Genomic DNA, 25,066 nt, shown 5'->3' with positions numbered 1-25,066 from the left:
ACCAACAAATCATGAGAAGCCATGCTCAGTAAGTTCAAATTAAACCAGCTCTATTTCAAGGACACACAGTTTGCCAACCTCATGACACGGCGCATTTTCAACGTCCTTCTGATAGCCAATCCTTACGATGCTTTCATGCTGGAAGATGACGGGCGCATCGACGAAAAGATATTCAATGAATACACTTCGCTCTCCTTGCGCTACCCTCCCCGTTTCACGCAGGTTTCCACTTGCGAGGAGGCGCTGACACAGCTGTCCTCCATCTCTTTCGACCTCATCATCTGCATGCCGGGCACGGGAGACAACGACAGCTTCGACGTGGCACGATACATCAAAAACCTGTATGAACAGATTCCGATGGTGATACTTACCCCTTTCAGCCACGGCATCACCAAGCGTATTGCCAATGAAGACCTCAGTCCCTTTGAGTATGTGTTCTGCTGGCTGGGAAACACCGACTTGCTGGTTTCCATCATCAAGCTGATAGAGGACAAGATGAACCTGGAGCACGACGTCAACGAAGTGGGTGTGCAGCTCATCCTGCTGGTGGAAGACGGCATCCGCTTTTACTCCTCCATCCTGCCCAATCTGTATAAATTCGTATTGAAGCAGAGCCAGGAATTCTCTACTGAAGCACTGAATGCCCACCAGCGCACACTGCGCATGAGGGGACGTCCCAAAATTGTACTGGCACGTACCTATGAAGAAGCCTTTGGCATCTACCAAAAATATAAGAATAATATATTAGGTGTCATCACCGACGTACGCTTCCCCCGCGTAGAACGGGGCGAGAAGGACGGACTGGCCGGTATCAAGCTCTGTGCCGCCATCCGCAAGGAAGACCCGTTTGTACCCCTTATCATACAGTCCAGCGAATCGGACAACGCAGCGTATGCAGCCAAATACGATGCCGCCTTCATCGACAAGAATTCCAAAAAGATGGATGTGGACCTGCGCCGTATTGTATCAGACAATTTCGGCTTCGGCGACTTTATCTTCCGCAACCCGGACACGCTGGAAGAGATTGCCCGCGTAAAGAATCTCAAAGAGCTGCAGAACATTCTTTTTGCTGTTCCGGCAGAATCATTCCTTTACCACATCAGCCGCAACCACGTCAGCCGCTGGCTCTACTCACGTGCCATGTTTCCCGTGGCAGAGTTCCTGCGGCCCATCACCTGGAATAGCTTGCAAGACGTGGATGCCCACCGTAAAATTATCTTCGAGGCTATCGTGAAATACCGCAAGATGAAAAACCAGGGAGTAGTGGCAGTCTTCAGGCGCGACCGCTTTGACCGATACTCCAACTTTGCCCGTATTGGCGACGGTTCGCTGGGAGGCAAGGGGCGCGGACTGGCTTTCATCGACAACCTGGTGAAGCATCACCCCGAGTTCGAAGAGTTTGAGAATGCCCGTGTCGCCATCCCCAAGACCATCGTGCTCTGTACCGATGTGTTCGACGAGTTTATGGATACCAACAATCTGTATCAGATAGCCTTGTCCGATGCCGACGATGACGTCATCCTGCGCTACTTCCTCAAAGCAAAGCTGCCCGACCGCCTGGTGGAGGACTTCTTCACCTTCTTCGACGTGGTGAAGTCGCCCCTTGCCATCCGTTCGTCCTCGTTGTTGGAAGACTCGCACTACCAACCCTTCGCCGGTATCTACAACACCTATATGATTCCCTATCTGGACGACAAGTACGAGATGCTGCGCATGCTGAGCGATGCCATCAAGGGAGTATATGCTTCGGTCTACTTCCGCGACTCGAAGGCATACATGCAGGCAACGAGCAATGTTATCGACCAGGAAAAGATGGCTGTCATCCTACAAGAGGTAGTGGGCAACCAGTATGGTGACCGCTACTACCCCAGCATGTCCGGCGTGGCACGTTCGCTCAACTACTACCCCATCGGCGACGAGAAGGCGGAAGAAGGTATCGTCAACCTGGCACTCGGCTTGGGCAAATATATTGTGGACGGCGGCATGACGCTCCGCTTCTCGCCCTATCACCCCAACCAGGTGCTGCAAACCAGCGAAATGGAGATTGCCCTCAAAGAGACTCAGACCCGCTTCTATGCCCTCGACCTGCGCAATGCCGGTCACGACTTCTCCATCGACGACGGCTTCAACCTGCTGAAACTGCACGTCAAAGAAGCGGAAAAGGACGGAGCACTGAACTACATAGCCTCCACCTACGACCCTTACGACCAGATTATCCGCGACGGGCTTTATCCCGGCGGACGCAAAGTCATCACCTTTGCCAACATCCTGCAACACGACGTATTCCCCCTGCCACGCATCCTGCAACTGGCTTTGAAATACGGAGAGCAGGAGATGCGCCGTCCCGTAGAGATAGAGTTTGCCGCCACCATGAGCCGCGAGAAGGACAAAACCGGCACCTTCTACCTGCTGCAAATCCGCCCGATAGTCGACACCAAGGAGATGCTGGATGAAGACCTTACCGCTATTCCAGACAACCAGGTACTGCTCCGTTCCAACAACTCATTGGGACATGGCATCATGAACGAGATACATGACATTATCTATGTGAAGACAGACGACTATAGTGCCTCCCACAACCAGGAGATTGCCTGGGAGATAGAGAAGCTGAACCAGCAGTTCCTGGACGAAGGCCGCAACTATGTCCTTGTAGGTCCCGGACGCTGGGGTAGCAGTGACACCTGGCTCGGCATCCCCGTGAAGTGGCCGCACATCAGCGCTGCCCGCGTGATAGTGGAAGCCGGACTGACCAACTACCGGGTAGACCCCAGCCAGGGAACCCACTTCTTCCAGAACCTGACCTCCTTTGGAGTGGGATACTTTACCATCAACGCCTTTATGAATGACGGCGTATACAACCAGGAATTCCTGAATGCACAGCCTGCCGTACACGAGACGAAGTACCTGCGGCATGTACATTTCCACCAGCCAATGGTGGTAAAGATGGATGGCAAGAAGAAACTGGGAGTGGTGCTGATGCCCGAAGAATAAATCAGTCCGTCAGCCGGTGCAGCACAATCATCACCACCTCTGCGGGAGCAAACATGCGGATGGCTTTCTGCGAAGTGCCGATGCCGTTGGTGACAATCATCGGGATGTTCTTTGAGTTGTACTTCAGCCCGGAGAGGAACCGCTGCCCGTAGTGCGAGGGGACTATCGGTGCATAAAGCCCGAACAGCGTCACCTGCCCGCCATGCGTGTGTCCGGCCAGGATGAGATCGGAGTTTGTCACCGGGACGTCCTCGGCATAGTCCGGCGTATGCGTCAGCAGGATTACGAAATCGTCGGGCGAAAGGCCGAGTGTGGGCGATGTGCCGTTCTTGCCCAAGTCGAAAGGATTGCGCACGCCCGCCACAAGAATCCGCTCACCGCCACGCCGCAGGGTGTCCACCTTATGCTCCAGCAGATGCATGCCATAATGCCTCATTTCGCGCACGATGTCGTCATAGCAAGCCTCGTAGTCATTGTTGCCAAGCACGGCATAGGTGCCCAACGGCGTCTTCACTTGCGCCAGGGCAGCCATGACGGGCGGCACGTACTGGCAGCCTTCGTGAAAGTCGCCGCCAATCAGCAGCACGTCGGCCTTCTGGTCTATGAGCAGGCGGACCAGGTCCTTCAATCCCTCCTCCTTCAGCAGGCTTTTGTAGTGCAGGTCGGAGACAAAGGCGATGCGGAAGCCCTCGAAGGCGGCAGGCACGTCGCGATGCGTGAAGTCGTACGTCTTAATGCGGCTGACGCCCTTATAGGCCGAGCCTACGTGGGTGGTTTTCGATGTGATTCTTGTACCTCGCTGCACAATTACCTTTTGTACCGGTGCCGTTTTCTTTATCTGCTGTTTCTTTACCTCGCCCTTCGCCGGCTGGCGGCGAACATTACGCAAATCAGACTGGTCAAAGGTGAACATCGGCGAAAGGCGGGCAGGCAACCCGATAGTATCGCCAAGCTGCGTGCTGTCTGCCTGCATGACTGACTGCGGCAACGACACGGTAATCATCCGCTTGGAACGGCAGGAAGACAAGAGCAGCAGAGAAAGAATGGATATGTAGACTAACTTCTTCATCATAAGTGGGTACAAATATAGGGATTTTCAGTATTTTTGCTGGCAGATGCCGAACTAAATTGGAACTACGATGAACGAGATTAAACAGAATTCACCCTACGCATGGTTTCTCGCCGCCCGCCCCAAGACGTTGACGGGAGCCATCATCCCGGTATTGCTGGGCAGTGCCCTTGCCTTCAGCGACGGACAGTTCAAGACCGCACCCGCCCTGCTGTGCGCCCTCTTTGCCTGCGGCATGCAGATTGCCGCCAACTTTATCAACGACCTCTTCGACTTCCAGAAAGGGACCGACCGTCGGGAAGACCGGCTGGGGCCGCAGCGCGCCTGCGCCGAAGGTTGGATTACGCCGGCAGCCATGAAAACCGGCATCGGCATCGCACTGACACTGTCGTGCCTGGCAGGGCTGGCAGTGCTGTTCACCGTCTGGGGGCAGCTGCCCCACGGAGGCTGGGAACTGGTGGTGCTGGGCGTGGTGTGCATACTGTTTGCTTTCCTCTATACCACGCTGCTCTCCTATCGGGGCTGGGGCGACGTACTGGTGCTGGTGTTCTTCGGCTTCGTGCCCGTATGCGGCACCTACTACGTGCAGGCCTATACGCTGAATATGGATGTGGTGGTGCTGTCGCTCGTCAGTGGCCTCGCCATAGACACCTTGCTGATGGTGAACAACTATCGCGACCGCGAGCAGGATGCCGTGAGCGGCAAGTGTACGCTGGTGGTACGCTACGGCAAGAAGTTCGGTGAGAATATGTATCTGGCACTGGGCATCGCCGCCGTGCTGCTCTGCTTCTGGTTTGTCTACACGGGCAAGCTGACTCCACTGGAATTTATCTGGGCTCCCTGCGTCTATCTCTATATGCACGCACTGACGTGGCGCAAAATGATACAGATAGGTAGCGGTAAAAAGCTGAACAGCATACTGGGCGAGACGTCGCGCAATATGCTGTTCTTAGGATTACTGTTAGCGGTGGCGCTGAATTGAGAGGTTAGAGGTTAAGGATTAGCGGTTAGACCCTAATCCCTAAACCTTAACCTCTACCTCCATACATCTGTTCGTAATACTTCTGATAATCACCGCTGGTCACTTCTTCCACCCACGGCTGGTTGTTCAGGTACCATTCAATGGTCTTGACGATGCCGACCTCGAACTTCGTCTCCGGATACCAGCCCAGGGCATTGGTAATCTTTGTGGGGTCGATGGCATAACGCTGGTCGTGACCTAGGCGGTCTTTGACGAAGGTGATAAGGTCTTCGTTTATCCAGCTGATGTCAATCGTGCCGTCGGCGGCTTTTACTTGTTTCTTCAGCACTGCACGGTAACGGGGTTCTTCCTCCATCAAGCGGCGGACGGTGGCAATAGTCAGCTTCACGATTTCAAGATTGGTCTTTTCGTTGTGACCGCCTACGTTGTAGACTTCGCCTTCCACACACTCGCGGACAACCAGGTCGATAGCTTTGCAGTGGTCTTCCACGTAGAGCCAGTCACGCACGTTACTGCCGTCGCCATAGACGGGGAGGTTCTTGCCTTCGAGAATATTCTTGATGATAAGCGGAATCAGCTTTTCGGGGAAGTGATAAGGACCGTAGTTGTTGGAACAGCGGGTGATAGTGACGGGCATCTTATAGGTGTCGTGATAGGCCATCACTACCATATCGGCACTCGTCTTGCTGGCGCTGTAAGGGCTGTGCGGGCAGAGCGGGGTTTGCTCTGTGAAGTAGCCTTCGGCACCAAGTGAGCCGTAAACTTCGTCGGTAGACACTTGATGGTAACGAACGCCTTTGCGCCAAGTGGGATAACCGGACTCGTCCTTGCCCGTGACCCAGGCACGGCGGGCGGCGTCGAGCAGGTTTTGTGTACCCAGGATGTTGGTCATCAGGAAAAGCTGGGGATTCTCTATGCTACGGTCTACGTGGCTCTCGGCAGCAAAATTCACTACGTAATCGAATTTATACTTGGCAAACAGTTCGTCGGCAAGCACGCGGTCGCAGATGTCACCTTTTACAAAAAAGCAACGTTCATCGTCAATGTCATTGGCAATGGTGCCCAGATTGCCTGCGTAGGTCAAGGCATCCAGTATCACCACTTTAATATCATTATGTTTTGCCAGGATATATTTAATATAGTTGGCGCCGATAAAACCGGCGGCACCGGTTACGAGATAAGTCTTCATGAGAATTAAAAATTATAAATTAAAAATTAAAGTCAGCGGGCCTTTATAGGAGAACTATTCTCCTTCTCTTTTTGGGGAACAAAGAGTTCATCGCTTCGATTCAGCCAGTTCCATCAGGTATTTGCCATATTCGGTCTTGCCAAGCTGTTCACCCAAGCGATACAGCTGGTCTACATCTATCCAGCCCTTGCGCCAGGCAATCTCTTCGATACAGCTCACGCGGAAGCCTTGACGGTTCTGGATGGTGGCGACAAAATTGCTGGCTTCCAGCAGGCTGTCGCAATTGCCGGTGTCGAGCCAGGCAAAGCCACGGCCGAAGAGCTCCACTTTCAGCGTGCCCTCGTCCAGATAGAGACGGTTGAGGTCGGTAATTTCGTATTCGCCGCGAGCAGAGGGCTTCAAGGAGGCGGCTTTCTCTGTCACGGTGGAGTCGTAGAAGTACAGTCCGGGGACGGCATAGTTGCTTTTAGGATTGGCAGGCTTTTCTTCCAGCGAGACGGCTTTGCCGTTGGCATCAAACTCCACTACACCGTAGGCACGGGGGTCCTTGACGTAATAACCGAAGATGCAGGCACCCTTGTCTATGGAAGCGGCACGCTTCAGCATGGCGGAGAAGCCTTGACCGTAGAACATGTTGTCGCCCAGGATGAGGCAGCCCGGTCCGCCGTCCAAGAACTCTGCACCCAGCACAAAGGCTTGTGCCAGTCCGTTGGGATTCTCTTGTATCTTATAGGAAAAGGACATACCGAGTTCTTCACCGGTTCCCAGCAGCTCGCGGAACATGGGTAAGTCACGTGGAGTAGAGATAATAAGCACTTCGCGAATTCCCGCCAACATCAGTGTAGAGAGCGGGTAGTATATCATCGGCTTGTCGTAGACGGGCATTATCTGCTTGGAGATAGCCTTGGACAACGGATAGAGACGAGTGGCACTGCCACCTGCAAGAATAATTCCTTTCATATTTCAGTTCTTTTTCGGTGATACTTCAAAATGGAGAATAAAATAAGAAGGAGGACGATGCCCCACGGCTCTACTTGCTATTCGGGTACAAAGATAATGGAAAAATTCGATTAAGTGAAGGCTTGGTTTCATCTTTTTACTTCATTGTTTTGCTTACTTCAGTGCGTAACGGCCGTCACCCCTTGATGAAACGGTCTTTACCTCAGCGTGTAACGACCTTTACCAAATAGTGTAACGGCCTTTACCCAATAGCGTAACAACCTTTACATTAGCATGTAACGGCTTTTACACTATAGCGCAAGCAATCGGTAAATACAATCCATTGAAAATAAACAAACTACATCATCGGTCAGCAAGTTCTATCACCTCCAAATCTTTAAACGTTCCCCCATCAACCGCAAAGCGTACCATCGTACGCACCTTATGGAAACCTTGAATGCCCGCAGCGCCCGGATTGATGTGGAGTACATCCAACGTCTTGTCATACTTCACCTTCAGTATATGCGAGTGCCCGCTGATGAACAGCTTTGGGGGACGCACCAGAATGCTGCCCTTGATGGAAGGGTCGTAGTTGCCGGGATAACCGCCGATATGCTTCATCAGCACCTCCGCCCCATCCACCGTGAAACGGAGAATCTGCGGATAGAGCTGCCGTATCTCCTGCCCGTCAATATTGCCATACACGGCACGGAAGGGACGGAAAGCCGCCAGCTTCTGTGCCACTTCCAGCGAACCGATGTCACCGGCATGCCATATTTCGTCACAGCCCTCAAAATATTGCAGGTACTTTTCATCCCAGTAGCCATGCGTATCCGATAATAAACCAACTTTTGTCATCTTTCCTTTGTTTATTAAGACAAAGATAATTATATTTGGGAAAGAAATCAATATGCTAATGTGATAATGTGCCAATATGCTAATTGGCTGCGCACCATCCGCGAACTTCTCTTCATTAGCACATTGGCACATTAATCACTTTAGCACATTAAACTATGGAAAACAGATATTTCAAACGTGATATCAGCTGGCTGTCTTTCAACTACCGCGTGCTGCTGGAAGCCGAAGACGATACACTGCCGCTATACGAACGCATCAACTTCATTTCCATATACTCCTCCAATCTGGAAGAATTCTACAAGATACGCGTGGCCGACCATAAAGCCATAGCCACCGGAGCCTCGCAAAGCGATGAAGAGACTGTGCAGTCCGCCGCCGAGCTGGTAGATGAAATCAACCGGGAAGTCAACCGCCAACTGGAAGACCGTATCCGCATCTACGAACAGAAGATACTGCCCGCCCTACGGAAACACCACATCATATTCTATCAGAGCCGCAACGTGGAACCGTTTCATAACGACTTCGTGCGCAACTTCTTCCGCGAAGAGATATTCCCCTATCTGGCCCCGGTACCCGTAAGCAAGGACAAGGTGATTTCATTCCTGCGCGACAACCGTCTCTATCTGGCCGTACGGCTTCATCTGAAAGGAGCTCCCGTCGGTTCTCCAAACCGCATCCAATATTTCGTGATGAAACTGCCGTACAGCAAAGTGCCGCGCTTCATCCAGCTGCCTAAGGTGGGGAAAGACTATTATCTGATGTTCATTGAAGACATCATCAAGGCCAATCTGGATACCATCTTCCCCGGTTATGAAGTGGACAGCAGTTATTGCATCAAGATTTCACGCGATGCGGATATTCTGATAGACGATGCCGCCAATACCTCCGAAATCATCGAGCAGGTGAAGAAGAAGGTAAAGAAACGCAAGATAGGCGCCGTGTGCCGTTTTGTATACGACCGCGCCATGCCCCAGGACTTCCTCGACTTTCTGGTAGATGCCTACCGCATAGACCGCCGGGAGCTGGTGCCGGGAGACAAGCACCTCAACATGGAGGATTTGCGGCATCTGCCCAATCCCAACCAAAGCGTACGTCCCATCAAGAAACCCCAGCCCATGAAGCTGACCTGCCTGGACGAACGCGAATCCATCTTCCGCTATGTGGAGAAGAAGGACCTGCTGCTGCATTATCCCTACCACTCCTTCGACCACTTCATCCATTTTCTATATGAAGCCGTCCACGAACCCACCGTGCGCGAAATCATGGTGACCCAGTATCGCGTGGCAGAGAACTCCACCGTCATCAACACCCTGATAGCCGCCGCACAGAACGGAAAGAAAGTCACCGTCTTTGTGGAACTGAAAGCCCGCTTCGACGAAGAAAACAACCTCGCCACCGCCGAGATGATGAAAGCCGCCGGCATCAACATCATTTTCAGCATACCAGGACTAAAGGTACATGCCAAAGTAGCCCTCGTGCTACGCCGCGATAAGGAAGGGCGCAAACTGACAAGCTACGCCTACATCAGCACCGGCAACTTCAACGAAAAGACCGCCACCCTCTATGCGGACAGCGGACTATTCACCTGCAACCCGGTGATTGTAAACGACCTGCACAACTTGTTCCGTACTCTGCAGGGAAAGGAAAATCCAGTGTTCCACCGCCTGCTTGTGGCCCGCTTCAACCTGATTCCTGAACTGAACCGCCTCATCAATCACGAAATAGAACTGACCCGGCAAGGCAAGCAAGGACGGATTATCCTAAAAATGAATGCCCTGCAAGACCCCGCCATGATAGACCGCCTCTACGAAGCCTCGCAAGCCGGTGTAGAGATAGACCTCATTGTCCGCGGCATCTGCTGCCTCATCCCCGGGCAGGAGTACAGCCACAACATCCGCGTGACACGCATCGTGGATACCTTTCTGGAACATGCCCGTGTGTGGTACTTCGGCAACGGCGGCGCACCCAAGCTCTTCCTCGGCTCGCCGGACTGGATGCGGCGTAACTTGTACCGCCGTATCGAAGCCGTCACCCCCATTCTGGACCCGGACTTGAAGCAAGAGCTCATCGATATGCTATCCATACAACTGTCGGACAAACGGAAAGCCTGCTTTGTGGACGACCGGTTGCGAAACCGCTGGAAGTCGTCGCGACCGCAAAAGGAGAAGGTACGGTCGCAATATAGCTTTTACGAATACTTGAAACAAGGGATTAAGGATTAGCGATTAACGATAATTATCAATCGTCAATTATCAATCGTCAATTATCAATCGTCAATCACTTTGTAACATTTCTGTAACATGTATGACATTTCCCTGCAACACCAAACTCTTTCCTTTGCAGCCGGAAATAAAATACATGTCTATGGAAACAATTTATCTGGGTATCGTCATCTTTCTGTTCGTACTCGCGATTTTCGACCTCGTGGTAGGTGTCAGTAATGATGCGGTCAATTTTCTTCAGTCGGCTGTCGGAGCAAAGGCAGCATCTTTCAAAACCATACTGTTCATTGCAGGCATTGGCGTCTTCATCGGTGCGGCACTCAGCAATGGCATGATGGACATTGCACGACACGGCATCTATCAACCGGAGCACTTCTACTTTGCCGAAATCATGTGCATTCTGCTTGCCGTCATGTTGACGGACGTCGTGCTATTAGATGTCTTCAACACTATGGGAATGCCTACCTCCACCACTGTATCCATGGTGTTCGAACTGTTGGGAGGTACGTTCGCACTGGCGCTCATCAAGGTCTATAACAGCGATACATTGGGACTGGGCGACCTCATCAATACAGACAAGGCACTGTCTGTCATCATGGCCATTTTTGTATCCGTAGCCATTGCCTTCTTCTTCGGTATGCTGGTACAGTGGCTGGCACGTATCGTGTTCACCTTCAACTACAAGAAGAACATGAAATACAGCATCGCGCTGTTCGGTGGTATAGCTGCCACCAGCATCATCTACTTCATGCTGATAAAGGGGCTGAAAGACAGCTCATTCATGACCCCTGAAAACAAGCAATGGATACACGACAATACCGCATTGCTGATAACCGGTTTCTTTGTATTCTTCACCATACTGATGCAGATACTGCATTGGTGCAAGATAAATGTCTTCAAAGTAGTGGTTCTGATGGGTACTTTCGCCCTCGCTCTTGCCTTTGCCGGCAATGACTTGGTGAACTTTATCGGTGTCCCCCTCGCAGGATATTCCTCATTTATTGACTATACAGCCAATGGTACGGCCGCCGGCCCCGACGGATTCCTGATGTCCTCACTCCTCGGTGCAGCCAAAACCCCGTGGTATTTCCTTATCGGTGCAGGCGCCATTATGGTTTATGCACTCTGCACATCCAAGAAAGCCCACAACGTTATCAAGACTTCCGTGGACCTTGCCCGCCAGGATGACGGTGAAGAGAACTTCGGAAGTACCCCGATAGCCCGTACGCTGGTACGCTTCAGCATGACTCTGGCTAACGGAATATCCAAAACGATGCCTGAAAGCAGCAAGCGGTGGATGAACACACGCTTCCAGAAGGATGAAGCCATCATAGCCGACGGCGCCGCTTTTGACTTGGTTCGCGCCTCCGTCAATCTCGTATTGGCTGGTCTGCTCATCGCCTTGGGAACTTCCTTGAAACTTCCCCTTTCCACCACTTACGTCACCTTTATGGTAGCCATGGGTACATCGCTTGCCGACCGTGCCTGGGGACGTGATTCGGCGGTATTCCGCATTACGGGTGTGCTCAGCGTTATCGGCGGTTGGTTCATCACTGCCGGAGCAGCGTTCACCATCTGTTTCTTCGTAGCACTGATTATCCATTTCGGCGGTACGGTTGCCATCCTGGCACTGATTGGTCTGGCAGTCTTCATGCTGATTCGTAGCCAAGTGATGTACAAAAAGCGCAAGGAGAAAGAAAAAGGCAACGAGACCCTGAAACAGTTGATGAAGAGTACGGACAACAATGAAGTCATCGAATTGCTCCGCAAGCATACCCGTGAAGAATTGGTGAAGATTATGGAATTCACAGAAGAGAATTTTGAACGTACCGTCACTTCCTTCCTACACGAGAATCTACGCGGACTGCGTCGTGCCATGGGCTCAGTAAAATTCGAAAAACAACTCATCAAGCAGATGAAGCGTACCGGAACACTTGCCATGTGCCGTCTCGACAACAATACCGTACTGGAAAAAGGACTCTATTACTATCAAGGCAACGACTTTGCCAGCGAACTGGTGTACAGCGTAGGCCGTCTTTGCGAACCTTGCTTAGAGCACATAGACAATAACTTCAATCCGCTGGATGCCATTCAGAAAGGAGAATTTACAGACGTAGCCGAAGACATCTGCTATCTGTTACAAGTATGCCGCCACAAGCTGGAAACGAACAATTATGATGAACTGGAAACAGAGATTCGCAAAGCCAACGACCTCAACGGACAGTTGTCTCACCTGAAACGCGAAGAGCTGCAACGCATCCAAAGCCAGAGCGGCAGCATCAAAGTCAGCATGGTATACCTGACTATGATACAAGAAGCCCAGAACGTAGTGACCTACACCATCAACCTGATGAAAGTAAGCCGCAAGTTCCAAGTAGAAAAAGAAGAGTTATAAGTTATGAGTTATAACGCATGGTACATAACATGCAACTTATAACTCATAACTCCTTAAGCCCCATCTTCTCCGCCCGTTGCAACATAAATGCACGGGCGGCTTCGTATTCATTGGGAATGATGCCGTCCAAAATGGCATCCTTAATGGCACTCTTCAAGGCACCTACCTGCTGGCAAGGAGAAAGGCCGAAAGTCTTCATGATTTCTTCACCACTGACCGGAGGCTGGAAATTACGGATACGGTCGCGTTCCTCCAAATCCTTCAGCTTCTGGCGTACCAACTGAAAATTATTAAGGAAGCGTTTCTTACGCTCCATATTCTTGGAAGTAATGTCGGCTTCGCACAGTGTCATCAGGTCGTCTATATCATCACCTGCCTCAAACAAGAGACGACGCACTGCCGAGTCGGTCACTACATCATCCGCTATCACAATGGGACGCATGTGCAGGCTCACCATTTTCTGCACATATTTCATCTTCTCATTCATAGGGAGCTTCATCTTGCGGAAAATATCGGGTATCATCTTCTCGCCAATGAAATTATGGTTATGGAACGTCCAGCCCGCACGGGGTTCCCAACGCTTGGTGGCAGGCTTGGCTATATCATGCAGAAGAGCTGCCCAGCGTAGCCAAAGGTTGTCGGTCTTCTTGCTGATGTTGTCGAGTACTTCGAGCGTATGGTAGAAATTGTCCTTATGGGCGCGTCCATTGCGCGTCTCCACGCCTTGCAGCCTAACAAGTTCCGGGAATATCAGTTCCAGCAGACCACAGCGGTCCAGTTCAATGAATCCCTTAGACGGAATAGGTGACAAGATGATTTTGTTCAGTTCGTCTGCAATGCGTTCTTTGGAGATGATGGAGATGCGTTCGCGATTACGCTCCAGAGAATCGAATGTCTCATCGTCAATATAGAATCCCAGCTGGGTGGCAAAACGGACACAGCGCATCATGCGCAAAGGGTCATCACTGAAAGTTATATCAGGGTCGAGGGGAGTCCGGATGGTCTTTTCCTTCAAGTCTCCAATACCGCCAAAGGGGTCGACCAACTCGCCATAACGCACCCGGTTCAGGCAAACAGCCAGTGCATTGATGGTAAAATCACGGCGGTTCTGGTCATCCTCCAATGTACCGTCCTCTACAATAGGCTTGCGGGAATCGTGTGTATACGATTCTTTTCTTGCACCCACAAACTCAACTTCCGTACCATAGTACTTCAATTGTGCCGTACCGAAATTCTTGAAGACGGAAACATGCGCCCCACGCCCCAGACGCTTACCCAGCGCCTCGGCCATGGCAATGCCACTGCCTACCACCACCACATCAATATCCTTGGAAGGACGTTGCAGGAAAATATCACGTACATATCCACCGACTACGTAACATTCCAATCCCAATTCATCAGCCGTTTCGGATATCCGCTTGAATATATCATCACTAAAATATTGCTTCAGTTCTTCTGCCGTCAAATCTATCATAAATAATGCGCTAATGTAATGAATACGCAAATGTGTTAATGGTCTATTAGCACATTTGCACATTAAAATGCTGCAAAGATAAAGATATTATTTCTATTTTTGTGGACTCTAACTCCAAGAACAACAAATATGAAAAAAGTAATACTCCTTGCATGCCTATGCTGTACACTCTTCTCTTGCGAAGATGTGGAGAAGAAGGCCGGTGAAAAACTACAAGCTGCCCGCGAAGCGTTTGAACTCGGCAACTACAATGAAGCGAAGATTCTGATTGACAGCATCAAGATGCTCTATCCCAAAGCGTTTGAAACTCGCCGTGCAGGCATCGGCCTGATGCAGGAAGTGGAACTGAAAGAGCAGGAAAAGAGCCTGGTCTATCTGGACAGTATGCTTCAAGCCAAGCAAAAGGATTTCGATGCAATCAAAGGGAAATACACCTTTGAAAAAGATGCCGAATACCAGAATATCGGCAATTACCTTCATCCTTCCCAAGTGATAGAAAAAAATCTGCATCGCTCTTTCCTTCGCTTCCAGGTAGACGAAAACGGAGTCATGAGCATGACTTCCATTTATTGCGGAGCCCATAATATCCACCATGTGGCCGTCAAAGTCACTGCTCCCGATGGTAGCTTTGCCGAAACACCCGCCGCCAAAGACAGCTACGAAACCACTGACCTCGGTGAAAAGATTGAAAAGGCAGACTTCAAACTGGGAGAAGACGGAAACGTCATGGGGTTCCTTTATCTGAACAAGGACAAGAATATCAAAGTCAACTATCAAGGGGAACGTCCCTATTCCATCACCATGACTGCCGCCGACCGCCAGGCCCTTGCCAGCGTCTACGAACTGGCACAACTGCTGTCATCCATGACGGAAATAAAGAAGAATATGGAAGAAGCCAATCTCAAAATCGAATTTGTAAAAAAGAAGATGGAAGAGAGAAAAGACAATGCACAAGAATAAAAAGAAGGAAACCGGATGATATATTCATTACTTAGTCATCCGGTTCCCTTTTTATTATCAGTAAAGCCTTACCAAACTAATTTAGGTAAATAACGGCTCAGACATGTACGCAAAGCAGACAGAGTGATGGGTTTTACCAACACTTCCGAGGCTCCGCACTCCAAGGCTTTTTCGCGGTCGGCAGTAAAGGCGTAAGCGGTCTGCATGATGATGGGAAGTTCCTTATCCTTCTTGCGAATAATCACCGTAGCATCCAGCCCGTTCATAATAGGCATTTTTATATCCATCAGAATAGCTTCCGCCTTGTCGCGATTCTCTTCGAACAAATTTACAATATCCTCACCATTCTTTGCCCATAGTATCTCGCATTTCTTGCCGATAATAGCCTTTATCAGTTTAAAGTTACTATCATCATCTTCCGCAACCAGAATAAGCGGACGGTAATCTCCTGACACTTTTTCTATTTCCATGACCTATGCGTTTTGTTTATATAGGGGCAAAGATATAAAAAATAATAGATTTGCACTATCTTTGCAGCTCATTAAAAAAATATATAATGATTTCTATAGACGGACTGGCCGTAGAATTCGGCGGAACTACTTTATTCAGTGACATATCTTTCGTTATCAACGAAAAAGACCGTATCGCCCTGATGGGTAAAAATGGAGCGGGGAAAAGTACATTGTTGAAAATCCTGGCAGGTGTAAGACAACCTACCCGTGGAAAAATCTCAGCCCCCAAGGACAGTGTCATAGCTTACCTTCCACAGCACCTTATGACGGAAGACGGACGTACCGTATTCCAGGAAGCGGCGCAAGCCTTTGCCCACCTGCATGAAATGGAAGCTGAAATAGAGCGCCTCAACAAGGAACTGGAAACGCGTACCGACTACGAAAGCGACAGCTACATGGAACTTATCGAGAATGTCTCCGCCTTAAGCGAAAAGTTCTATGCCATCGACTCCACCAATTACGAGGAGGATGTGGAAAAAGCACTGCTCGGACTGGGCTTTGTACGCGAAGACTTCAACCGCCAGACCAGTGACTTCAGCGGCGGATGGCGCATGCGCATCGAGCTTGCCAAGCTGTTGCTGCAAAAGCCTGACGTGCTGTTGCTAGACGAGCCTACCAACCATCTGGACATAGAATCCATACAATGGCTGGAAGATTTCCTTATCAGCAATGGAAAGGCTGTCATCGTCATCAGCCACGACCGTAAATTCGTAGACAACATCACCACCCGTACCATTGAAGTGACCATGGGACGGATATACGATTACAAAGTAAACTACTCCAAATACCTGGAACTCCGCAAGGAACGCCGCGAACAGCAACAGAAAGCCTACGACGACCAGCAGAAGTTCATTGCCGAAACCAAGGAATTCATCGAACGGTTCAAAGGCACCTACTCCAAAACCCTGCAAGTGCAAAGCCGCGTAAAAATGCTGGAGAAGCTGGAACTGCTGGAAGTGGATGAAGAAGACACTTCAGCGTTACGCCTCAAATTCCCTCCTTCTCCCCGCTCAGGCAATTATCCCGTCATCATGGAGGGAGTAGGGAAAAGTTACGGTGACCATGTGGTCTTCAAGAATGCCAACCTCACCATAGAACGGGGAGACAAGGTTGCTTTCGTTGGTAAGAACGGTGAAGGAAAGTCAACGTTAGTGAAGTGCATCATGAAGGAAATAGAACATGAAGGCACCCTCACGATAGGACACAACGTGCAGATTGGATATTTCGCACAAAACCAGGCCTCATTGTTGGATGAGAACCTGACCGTATTCCAGACCATCGACGATGTGGCAAAAGGGGAAATCCGCAACAAGATACGCGACCTGCTGGGTGCCTTCATGTTCGGTGGCCCCGAAGAGTCCATGAAGAAGGTCAAGGTGCTTTCCGGTGGAGAGCGCACGCGCCTCGCCATGATAAAGCTTTTGCTCGAACCGGTGAATCTGCTGATACTGGACGAACCGACCAACCATCTGGACATGAAAACCAAAGATATCCTGAAGCAAGCGTTACTGGATTTTGACGGTACCCTTATCCTCGTCAGCCACGACCGTGACTTCCTGGACGGACTGGTAAGCAAGGTATATGAATTCGGCAACAAACAAGTGAAAGAGCACTTGAGCGGCATCTACGAATTCCTTGAAAAGAAGAAAATGGACTCCCTCCGCGAACTGGAACGATAAGCATCTGCTAAACCCGGCGTCCGAACAAATGGCCGATACATATTGTTTTCATTTTACTAAACACTTAACTAAGAGATATTAAAATGAAACAATATGATGCCATCATAATAGGATTCGGCAAGGGCGGCAAGTTATTGGCCGCCGAACTGGCCGAACGGAATTGGAAAGTAGCCATCGTGGAACGTTCCCCTCAGATGTACGGAGGAACATGTGTAAACGTAGGATGTATCCCTACCAAAACTCTGATTCACGAATCGGAATATGCGGAAAAAAGATACTATGACGATTATAAGAACCAGTCCAAACTGTATGCACTTGCCGTGGCGCGGAAAGACAAGCTTGTATCCTTCCTGTGTGAGAAAAATTATGAAAATGTAAAAAACAAGCCTAATATAACCCTCTATGACGGAACTGCTTCTTTCTTGTCCGAAAATACAATCCGTATAGTCTCCGGCAAGGACGAAACGATTCTTGAGGGAAAAGAGATATTCATCAACACCGGGTCCACCCCTATCCTGCCTGCCATCGACGGACTCAAGGAGAGCAAGTACGTATATACCAGTGAGACCTTGCTGCAATCGAACAAACTGCCCGCACACCTGCTCGTCATCGGCGGCGGTGCTGTCGGATTGGAGTTTGCCACTATGTATGCAGGCTTTGGAAGCCATGTCACACTGCTGGAAGCGGGAAACCGCTTTCTGCCTAAAGTGGACCGCGACATTGCCGCCTCCATGCTGGAAGCATTGAACCGAAAGCGTATCAATGTCCGGTTGAACGCCCGTGTCCAATCCGTGTACGACACAGCCGAAGGAATAACTCTGACCTATACGGACAGTGCAAACGGCACTCCCTACTACCTGAAAGGAGATGCCTTGCTGGTAGCCATCGGCCGCAAGCCTATGACTGCAGAGCTGAATCTGGAAAAAGCGGGTATACAAACAGACAAGCGGGGAGCCATCGTTGTCGACAACCAATTACGGACTACAGCCCCACACGTATGGGCCCTGGGGGACGTAAAAGGAGACGAACAGTTCGACTACTTGTCCATCGATGATTTCCGTATCATCCGTAATCAACTCTTTGAAAACAAAAAAAGGAGTACAAAAGACCGGTATCCAATCCCCTTTGCCATTTTCACCGACCCACCGCTGGCACATATAGGACTGACGGAAGAGGAAGCGATGAAGAACGGTTATTCCATACATGTGGCACGTATCCCTGCTGCCATGATTCCACGTGCCCGTACGCTACACAGCATAGACGGTATGCTCAAAGCTATTGTAGACATCCATACCGGACGGATTCTGGGTTGTACCCTACTTTGTGCCGATGCACCAGAAGTAATCAATACCGTAGCATCAATCATGAAAACGGGACAGCGTTACCATTTCCTGCGGGACTTCATTTTCACCCACCCCAGCATGAATGAGGGATTGAATATGTTATTCAAACCTTTTTAGCATTTTCTATTTGGTAATTAAGTCCTTAACCTCTATCTTTGCATCCGTCCAAAGATAGAGGAATGAAAAAGAAACAGTACATAACCTATATTCTTTTTTTCATCAGCTTGATAATGCTGGTGATACCCGTCATTCCCCACCATCATCATGCCGACGGAATGATATGCATGAAGAATGATATCACCGCCGATTGCTGCGGACACCGTCATAGCCCGGGCAACGAGCACTGCTGTTGCGACACGGGATGCATGACAACCCACTTTGTACAACAGACGCCCAGCTCTTCCAATGATGTGTGTTCACATCCGGATGCCTTGTGGGCAGTTACCCTACTCATTGAACCTTTTTCCAAGTTACTCATCCTACCCGAGTTTGACATAAGCAGGCAGGAGTGTATCTATCTGGAATCTCTTCATAGCACATTTATCATATGTGCTACGGGACTTCGTGCCCCTCCGTCTCTTCTTGCTTAACTGTTACCGGAACATCACCGGGACAGATTTCTATCCGGCATAAGGAACAATGCAATTTGGTTGCACGCCCTATGCCCTAACTTTGTATTCAAAATCAAAAAGTAAGAACAAATATCATCATGAAAAAAGTTATTTTCATGGGAGTCTTGGGATTATTCCTTTTAGGCTCCTGTAACAGCAAGTCCGGAGACAGCCACGAAGGACATAATCACGAAACAGAAGAGCACAATCATGACGGACATGACCACGAGGGACATGACCACGAACATGAGGGACACAACCATGAGCACGAAGAGCAGGAAAACCATGCCGGAGGAAGCGATGAAATCATCCTGCCACCAGCAAAGGCGCAAGCTGCCGGCGTAGCAGTCAGCACTGTTGAACCGGGTAGTTTCCATCAAGTCATCAAGACCAGCGGCCAGGTGATGGCAGCCCAGGGAGACGAGAGCGTAGCCGTAGCTACAGTAGCAGGCGTGGTTTCCTTCAAGGGAAAAGTTATCGAAGGAATGAGTGTCAGCAAAGGTACTCCTTTGGTGGTATTGTCATCCAAAAACATGGCCGACGGAGACCCGGTGCAGAAAGCCCGGATAGCCTACGAAGTTTCCAAAAAGGAATATGAGCGTATGAAAGCGCTTGTAGGCAACAAAATCGTATCTGAAAAGGAATTCGCGCAAGCTGAACAGATTTATGAAAATGCCCGTATCAGTTACGAGGCAGTCGCAAAGAACCATTCGGCAAGCGGCCAGGCGGTTGTTTCTCCCATCAGCGGTTATGTAAAGAATCTGTTGGTGAAAGAAGGGGACTACGTCAGCGTCGGCCAGCCGTTGGTAAGCGTCACCCAGAACCGCAAGCTTTTCCTGCGTGCAGACGTATCCGAAAAGTACTATCCTTACTTGAACAGCATCGGTTCCGCCAACTTCTGTACTCCTTATAATAATAAGGTATATACATTGAAAGAACTGGGCGGGCGCATGCTTTCTTATGGAAAGGCTTCGGGTGAGAACGGATATTATGTACCCGTAACTTTTGAATTCGACAATAAGGGAGACGTTATTCCCGGCTCGTTTGTAGAAGTATTCCTATTATCCTCACCAATGGAGAACGTGTTGTCTCTTCCTCACAGTGCGCTGACCGAGGAACAAGGCAGCTTCTTTGTCTACCTGCAACTGGATGAAGAGGGCTACAAAAAACAGCTTGTCACCCTGGGTGCCGACAATGGCGAGAGTGTACAAATCCTTTCCGGCATAAAAGCAGGCGATCGCGTCGTAACCCAAGGAGCCTATCAAGTGAAGCTGGCATCGGCAACGAATGCTATTCCGGCACATAGCCATGAACACTAATCTCATGTACAATTTGACAATTTACAAAGTACCATTTCGCTATGCAGTATAAGGGTTACGTGACGAATGGGGAGTGTAAAGTCAGATAAACAAGAAATATTAGATAAAACAGCAAGTGCGGCTGACATTGCGCAGCCCAATTGTACATTGTAAATAGTAAATAGAAAGATGTTAAACAAAATAATTGGTTTTTCTCTTCAGAACCGCATCCTGGTGCTGGTAGCATCGGTGCTGTTGCTGATTGGCGGTACTTATACCGCCATGCATACGGAAGTGGATGTGTTCCCTGACCTCAATGCGCCGACCGTGGTCATCATGACCGAAGCAAACGGTATGGCAGCAGAGGAAGTGGAACAACTGGTCACTTTTCCCGTAGAAACGGCTGTAAACGGTGCAACGGGTGTGCGCCGTGTACGCTCTTCCTCAACGAACGGTTTTTCTGTAGTCTGGGTAGAATTCGACTGGGATACAGATATCTATCTTGCCCGGCAGATTGTCAGTGAGAAACTGGCAGTCGTCAACGAATCCTTACCGGCCAACGTAGGCAAACCGACACTAGGCCCACAATCGTCCATTTTGGGCGAGATGCTGATTGTAGGTCTGACAGCAGATTCGACCTCTATGCTGGATTTGCGTACCATTGCCGACTGGACCATACGTCCCCGCCTGCTCTCTACGGGCGGTGTGGCACAAGTAGCCGTACTGGGCGGCGACATCAAGGAATATCAAGTGCAGCTGGACCCGGAACGGATGCGCCATTACGGCGTGACATTGAGCGAAGTGATGAACATCACCCGCGAAATGAACCTGAATGCCAATGGTGGAGTACTCTATGAATATGGCAATGAATATATCGTACGCGGCGTACTTTCTACCGACAAGGTAGACCAGATAGCCAAGGCCGTGGTGCGGAGCAACGGAGTCTCCGGCGCCCCTATCCTGCTGGAAGATATTGCCGACGTTCAAATCGGAGCCAAACTTCCTAAACTGGGTACCGCCTCGGAACGCGGTAAGCATGCCGTACTGCTGACAGTCACCAAGCAACCCGCCACAAGCACGCTGGAGCTTACAGACAAACTGGAAGCTTCCCTGCAAGACCTGCAGAAGAATCTACCGGCGGACGTAAAGGTTTCCACAGACATCTTCCGTCAAAGCCGTTTCATCGAAAGTTCCATCGGAAACGTTCAGAAGTCGTTGTTGGAGGGAGGTATTTTCGTTGTCATCGTGCTTTTCCTGTTCCTTGCCAACATACGTACCACAGTCATCTCGCTGGTGACACTGCCGTTGTCACTGATTGCCTCCATCCTTGCCCTGCACTATATGGGCTTTACGATAAATACCATGAGCCTGGGAGGTATGGCTATCGCCATCGGTTCGCTGGTGGATGATGCCATCGTGGACGTGGAGAATGTCTACAAGCGTTTGCACGAAAACCGACTGAAACCTGCCGGCGAGCAACTTCCTATTCTGGAAGTGGTGTTCAATGCTTCGAAAGAAGTGCGTATGCCTATCCTCAATTCAACGCTGATTATCATTGTCAGCTTCGTACCACTGTTCTTCCTTAGTGGTATGGAAGGTAGGATGTTGGTACCACTGGGTATTGCGTTCATTGTGGCATTGGCGGCTTCAACTGTTGTGGCACTGACCGTAACGCCGGTACTTTGCTCCTATCTATTGGGAAAAGAGAAAACGAAAAAACAAAACAACGAAAACAGCGATTCTGCCGTAGCACGCAAGATGAAGCAATGGTATGGTTCTGCACTGACTTTCGTATTGGGGCATAAGAAAGGGGTACTGGGAGGTACTATCGGACTATTTGTAGTAGCGCTCGGCTGTTTCTTCACCCTGGGCCGCTCGTTCCTGCCGCCTTTCAATGAAGGTTCGTTCACCATCAATATCTCCTCGCTTCCAGGCATTTCCCTGGAAGAAAGCGACAAGATGGGGCACCGTGCCGAGGAGCTGCTGCTTTCCATCCCCGAAATACAGACCGTGGCCCGTAAAACGGGACGTGCAGAGCTGGACGAACACGCTCTGGGAGTAAACGTCTCTGAGATCGAGGCACCGTTTGAGTTGAAAGACCGCTCGCGCAGCGAGCTCGTGGCAGAAGTCCGCGAAAAACTGGGTACCATTGTAGGGGCAAACGTGGAAATAGGCCAGCCTATCAGCCACCGTATAGACGCCATGCTATCCGGTACAAAGGCGAACATCGCCATCAAACTGTTCGGCGACGACCTGAACCGCATGTTCACTCTGGGCAATGAAATCAAGAGTGCCATCCAGGGGATTCCCGGTATTGCCGACCTGAACGTGGAACAGCAGATTGAGCGTCCGCAACTTGTCATTTCACCCAAACGGGAAATGCTTGCCAAATACGGCATTTCACTGCCCGAATTTTCGGAGTTTGTCAATGTCTGCCTGGCCGGTGAAGCCGTTTCCCAAGTTTACGAAAAGGGAAAGAGCTTCGACCTGACCGTACGCGTGAAAGACAACCTACGCGACGAAATGGAAAAAATACGCAACTTGATGATTGATACGGGCGACGGACAGAAAATTCCACTGAACTATGTAGCGGAAATCCGCTCGGCCATGGGTCCGAACACCATCAGCCGCGAGAATGTAAAGCGTAAAATCGTCATCTCCGCCAACGTGGCCGACCGCGACCTGCGAAGTGTAGTCAATGATATACAAGCCCAGGTAGACGCACAAATCAAACTGCCGGAAGGATACCACATCGAATACGGCGGACAATTCGAAAGCGAGCAGGCAGCAAGCCGCACGCTGGCACTTACTTCGTTCATGTCCATCGTGGTGATATTCCTGCTCCTCTACCATGAATTCCGCAGTATGAAGGAGAGTGCCATCATCCTTATCAATCTGCCGCTGGCATTGATAGGCGGTGTATTCGCCCTGCTCATCACAACGGGAGAAGTGAGTATCCCCGCCATCATCGGTTTCATCTCACTGTTCGGTATCGCCACCCGAAACGGAATGCTGCTCATCAGCCATTACAACCACTTGCAGCAGGAAGAAGGCTATGGCGTCTACGACAGCGTTATCCGCGGTTCGCTCGACCGTCTGAATCCAATCCTGATGACCGCCCTATCCAGTGCACTGGCACTTATCCCGCTGGCTCTCAGTGGCGACCTGCCGGGCAACGAGATACAAAGCCCGATGGCAAAGGTTATCTTGGGCGGCCTTTTAACATCCACGTTCCTGAACGGTTTCATCATTCCGATTGTTTACCTGATGATGCACCATAACCAACAACCTAAAACGTCAGACAATGAATAAAAGATTTTCCATATTCAGCGCCGCCATCCTCGCTTTTGCGGGGATGAGCGCACAAACGTCCGGCATTGATGCCGTGCTCCAGCAGATAGAGGCCAACAACAAGGAATTGCAGGCTAACTCCCACCTCATTTCCTCACAAAAACTGGAGAACAAGACAAACAACAACCTCCCCGACCCTACACTGTCATACGCCCACCTTTGGGACTCCAAGAACAGTGACGAGACAGTCGGCGAAATGGTCATCTCGCAAAGCTTCGACTTCCCCACGCTTTACGCCACCCGAGGGAAGATGAACCGACTCAAGACAAATGCACTGGATGCACAAGCCACCGCCTTCCGCCAGCAGATATTGTTGCAAGCGAAGGAAGTATGCTTGGACATCATCATGCTGCAACGCCAGCAAGCCCTGCTCGACGAACGGTTGAAGAATGCGGAGGAACTGTCGGCCATGTACACCCGGCGTTTGGAAACGGGAGATGCCAATGCACTGGAAACCAACAAGATTAATCTGGAGTTGCTGAATGTACGCACGGAAGCCCGCATGAACCAGACGGCACTTAACAATAAACTGAAAGAGCTGCTTGTCCTCAACGGAAACCAGCCGCTCACACCGGGACGTCCCAGACCCGATACCACACCCGACGCCCAAACACTCGGATTGACAGAATACCCGGCAGTGCCGTTGCCGGCCGACTTCCACCCGCTGGCCGACGAACTGCTGGCTTCAGACCCCACCCTGCAATCCTTGCAGGGTGAAAGTTCTGCCGCCCGGAAACAGATTTCGGCAAGCAAGCAAGGCTGGCTGCCCAAACTGGAACTGGGTTACCGTAGAAATACCGAATCGGGGCATCCGCTAAACGGTGTAGTAGTAGGCTTCTCTTTCCCGCTTTTCGAAAACCGCAATAAGGTCAAGATAGCCAAGACACAAGCGCTCAACATTGACTACCAAAAGGAGAACGCCGCACTGCAAGCCAGCTCTGCCTTGTGGCAACTCTATGAAGAGGCCAAGAACCTGCACGCTTCCATGGAGGAATACGAGCGCACCTTCCATCAACAGCAAGACCTTTCTTTACTGAAACAAGCACTTATGGGAGGACAAATCAGTATGATTGAATACTTCGTTGAAATATCGGTTGTCTATCAAAGCAAGACAAACCTCCTGCAACTGGAAAACCAGTATCAGAAGGCAATGGCACAGATATACAAGAGCCGGTTATAAATAGAAAGAGCTG

At 50.3% G+C, this 25,066-nt stretch carries 17 protein-coding genes; 11 read left to right on the top strand and 6 right to left on the bottom strand.

The genetic code is table 11. The features are described from left to right. Positions 1 to 21 precede the first annotated feature (21 nt). Complete coding sequence (locus tag ACESTD_RS00350; protein ID WP_057255754.1) at positions 22 to 2,991, top strand: PEP/pyruvate-binding domain-containing protein; 2,970 nt, start codon at positions 22 to 24, stop codon at positions 2,989 to 2,991. A gap of 1 nt (position 2,992) precedes the next feature. On the opposite strand, the gene ACESTD_RS00345 is transcribed toward ACESTD_RS00350, so the two are convergent. Beyond that, positions 2,993 to 4,060: a metallophosphoesterase gene (locus ACESTD_RS00345; protein WP_044467338.1), complete on the bottom strand. Its 1,068-nt coding sequence runs from the start codon at positions 4,058 to 4,060 to the stop codon at positions 2,993 to 2,995. Positions 4,061 to 4,130: 70 nt separating this feature from the next. On the opposite strand from ACESTD_RS00345, the gene menA reads away from it, so the two are divergent. Further along, positions 4,131 to 5,042, top strand: a complete 912-nt coding sequence (gene menA / locus ACESTD_RS00340; protein ID WP_005827044.1) for a 1,4-dihydroxy-2-naphthoate octaprenyltransferase — start codon at positions 4,131 to 4,133, stop codon at positions 5,040 to 5,042. Between the two features lie 46 nt (positions 5,043 to 5,088). Here the strand turns inward: menA and rfbB are convergent, their stop codons facing one another. The 3 genes from rfbB to ACESTD_RS00325 form a co-directional block, all read right to left on the bottom strand. Then, positions 5,089 to 6,231 carry a dTDP-glucose 4,6-dehydratase gene (gene rfbB / locus ACESTD_RS00335; protein WP_373158578.1) on the bottom strand — a complete coding sequence of 381 codons (1,143 nt, stop codon included), beginning with the start codon at positions 6,229 to 6,231 and terminating at the stop codon, positions 5,089 to 5,091. A gap of 87 nt (positions 6,232 to 6,318) precedes the next feature. Next, positions 6,319 to 7,191 (bottom strand): glucose-1-phosphate thymidylyltransferase RfbA, encoded by an 873-nt coding sequence (gene rfbA, locus ACESTD_RS00330; RefSeq protein WP_005827046.1) that lies wholly within the window; start codon positions 7,189 to 7,191, stop codon positions 6,319 to 6,321. 342 nt (positions 7,192 to 7,533) lie between these two features. Then, on the bottom strand, positions 7,534 to 8,028 hold the full coding sequence (locus ACESTD_RS00325; protein ID WP_005827049.1) for a metallophosphoesterase: 495 nt from the start codon (positions 8,026 to 8,028) through the stop codon (positions 7,534 to 7,536). Positions 8,029 to 8,183: 155 nt separating this feature from the next. Between ACESTD_RS00325 and ACESTD_RS00320 the strand changes: the two genes are divergently transcribed. Continuing rightward, positions 8,184 to 10,250 (top strand): RNA degradosome polyphosphate kinase, encoded by a 2,067-nt coding sequence (locus ACESTD_RS00320; RefSeq protein WP_118273921.1) that lies wholly within the window; start codon positions 8,184 to 8,186, stop codon positions 10,248 to 10,250. A 142-nt stretch (positions 10,251 to 10,392) separates the two neighbouring features. Continuing rightward, the gene (locus ACESTD_RS00315) at positions 10,393 to 12,645 is read left to right on the top strand and encodes an inorganic phosphate transporter (RefSeq protein ID WP_034522753.1); all 2,253 of its coding nucleotides are present in this window, start codon (positions 10,393 to 10,395) and stop codon (positions 12,643 to 12,645) included. 43 nt (positions 12,646 to 12,688) lie between these two features. Here ACESTD_RS00315 and ACESTD_RS00310 read toward each other — a convergent pair whose 3' ends face one another. Then, positions 12,689 to 14,119, bottom strand: a complete 1,431-nt coding sequence (locus tag ACESTD_RS00310) for a CCA tRNA nucleotidyltransferase (RefSeq protein ID WP_008664002.1) — start codon at positions 14,117 to 14,119, stop codon at positions 12,689 to 12,691. Positions 14,120 to 14,248: 129 nt separating this feature from the next. Between ACESTD_RS00310 and ACESTD_RS00305 the strand changes: the two genes are divergently transcribed. After that, the gene (locus tag ACESTD_RS00305) at positions 14,249 to 15,079 is read left to right on the top strand and encodes a hypothetical protein (protein ID WP_005827058.1); all 831 of its coding nucleotides are present in this window, start codon (positions 14,249 to 14,251) and stop codon (positions 15,077 to 15,079) included. Between the two features lie 68 nt (positions 15,080 to 15,147). Here the strand turns inward: ACESTD_RS00305 and ACESTD_RS00300 are convergent, their stop codons facing one another. Continuing rightward, positions 15,148 to 15,549, bottom strand: coding sequence for a response regulator (locus ACESTD_RS00300; RefSeq protein WP_005827060.1), 402 nt, complete (start codon positions 15,547 to 15,549; stop codon positions 15,148 to 15,150). Between the two features lie 86 nt (positions 15,550 to 15,635). Here ACESTD_RS00300 and ACESTD_RS00295 point away from each other — a divergent pair, with 86 nt between their 5' ends. The 6 genes from ACESTD_RS00295 (at position 15,636) to ACESTD_RS00270 (ending at position 25,053) form a co-directional block, all read left to right on the top strand. Beyond that, entirely contained in the window at positions 15,636 to 17,270 is a 1,635-nt protein-coding gene (locus ACESTD_RS00295; protein WP_005827062.1) for an ABC-F family ATP-binding cassette domain-containing protein, read from the top strand. Between the two features lie 83 nt (positions 17,271 to 17,353). Then, positions 17,354 to 18,730: an FAD-dependent oxidoreductase gene (locus ACESTD_RS00290; RefSeq protein ID WP_117958944.1), complete on the top strand. Its 1,377-nt coding sequence runs from the start codon at positions 17,354 to 17,356 to the stop codon at positions 18,728 to 18,730. Positions 18,731 to 18,792: 62 nt separating this feature from the next. Further along, entirely contained in the window at positions 18,793 to 19,203 is a 411-nt protein-coding gene (locus tag ACESTD_RS00285; RefSeq protein ID WP_005827068.1) for a DUF6769 family protein, read from the top strand. 119 nt (positions 19,204 to 19,322) lie between these two features. Beyond that, positions 19,323 to 20,543, top strand: a complete 1,221-nt coding sequence (locus tag ACESTD_RS00280) for an efflux RND transporter periplasmic adaptor subunit (RefSeq protein WP_005833077.1) — start codon at positions 19,323 to 19,325, stop codon at positions 20,541 to 20,543. Positions 20,544 to 20,711: 168 nt separating this feature from the next. Next, positions 20,712 to 23,834 (top strand): efflux RND transporter permease subunit, encoded by a 3,123-nt coding sequence (locus tag ACESTD_RS00275; protein ID WP_373158577.1) that lies wholly within the window; start codon positions 20,712 to 20,714, stop codon positions 23,832 to 23,834. Further along, a complete protein-coding gene (locus ACESTD_RS00270) occupies positions 23,827 to 25,053 on the top strand; it encodes a TolC family protein (RefSeq protein WP_373158576.1) in 1,227 nt (408 codons plus the stop codon). Before ACESTD_RS00275 ends, ACESTD_RS00270 begins: the two co-directional genes overlap by 8 nt. The last annotated feature ends 13 nt before the right edge of the window (positions 25,054 to 25,066 follow it).

The organism is Bacteroides sp. AR20, assembly GCF_964250605.1.
GTDB lineage: Bacteria > Bacteroidota > Bacteroidia > Bacteroidales > Bacteroidaceae > Bacteroides > Bacteroides uniformis.
The sequence above is the reverse complement of the archived record's forward strand: the minus strand, read 5'-3'. Positions and strand labels throughout refer to the sequence as shown.

Excerpts from the sequence above, each read along its gene's own strand:
- ACESTD_RS00350 (WP_057255754.1), top strand. The coding sequence starts at position 22 with ATGCTCAGTAAGTTCAAATTAAACCAGCTCTATTTCAAGGACACACAG.
- ACESTD_RS00345 (WP_044467338.1), bottom strand. The coding sequence starts at position 4,060 with ATGAAGAAGTTAGTCTACATATCCATTCTTTCTCTGCTGCTCTTGTCT.
- menA (WP_005827044.1), top strand. The coding sequence starts at position 4,131 with ATGAACGAGATTAAACAGAATTCACCCTACGCATGGTTTCTCGCCGCC.
- rfbB (WP_373158578.1), bottom strand. The coding sequence starts at position 6,231 with ATGAAGACTTATCTCGTAACCGGTGCCGCCGGTTTTATCGGCGCCAAC.
- rfbA (WP_005827046.1), bottom strand. The coding sequence starts at position 7,191 with ATGAAAGGAATTATTCTTGCAGGTGGCAGTGCCACTCGTCTCTATCCG.
- ACESTD_RS00325 (WP_005827049.1), bottom strand. The coding sequence starts at position 8,028 with ATGACAAAAGTTGGTTTATTATCGGATACGCATGGCTACTGGGATGAA.
- ACESTD_RS00320 (WP_118273921.1), top strand. The coding sequence starts at position 8,184 with ATGGAAAACAGATATTTCAAACGTGATATCAGCTGGCTGTCTTTCAAC.
- ACESTD_RS00315 (WP_034522753.1), top strand. The coding sequence starts at position 10,393 with ATGGAAACAATTTATCTGGGTATCGTCATCTTTCTGTTCGTACTCGCG.
- ACESTD_RS00310 (WP_008664002.1), bottom strand. The coding sequence starts at position 14,119 with ATGATAGATTTGACGGCAGAAGAACTGAAGCAATATTTTAGTGATGAT.
- ACESTD_RS00305 (WP_005827058.1), top strand. The coding sequence starts at position 14,249 with ATGAAAAAAGTAATACTCCTTGCATGCCTATGCTGTACACTCTTCTCT.
- ACESTD_RS00300 (WP_005827060.1), bottom strand. The coding sequence starts at position 15,549 with ATGGAAATAGAAAAAGTGTCAGGAGATTACCGTCCGCTTATTCTGGTT.
- ACESTD_RS00295 (WP_005827062.1), top strand. The coding sequence starts at position 15,636 with ATGATTTCTATAGACGGACTGGCCGTAGAATTCGGCGGAACTACTTTA.
- ACESTD_RS00290 (WP_117958944.1), top strand. The coding sequence starts at position 17,354 with ATGAAACAATATGATGCCATCATAATAGGATTCGGCAAGGGCGGCAAG.
- ACESTD_RS00285 (WP_005827068.1), top strand. The coding sequence starts at position 18,793 with ATGAAAAAGAAACAGTACATAACCTATATTCTTTTTTTCATCAGCTTG.
- ACESTD_RS00280 (WP_005833077.1), top strand. The coding sequence starts at position 19,323 with ATGAAAAAAGTTATTTTCATGGGAGTCTTGGGATTATTCCTTTTAGGC.
- ACESTD_RS00275 (WP_373158577.1), top strand. The coding sequence starts at position 20,712 with ATGTTAAACAAAATAATTGGTTTTTCTCTTCAGAACCGCATCCTGGTG.
- ACESTD_RS00270 (WP_373158576.1), top strand. The coding sequence starts at position 23,827 with ATGAATAAAAGATTTTCCATATTCAGCGCCGCCATCCTCGCTTTTGCG.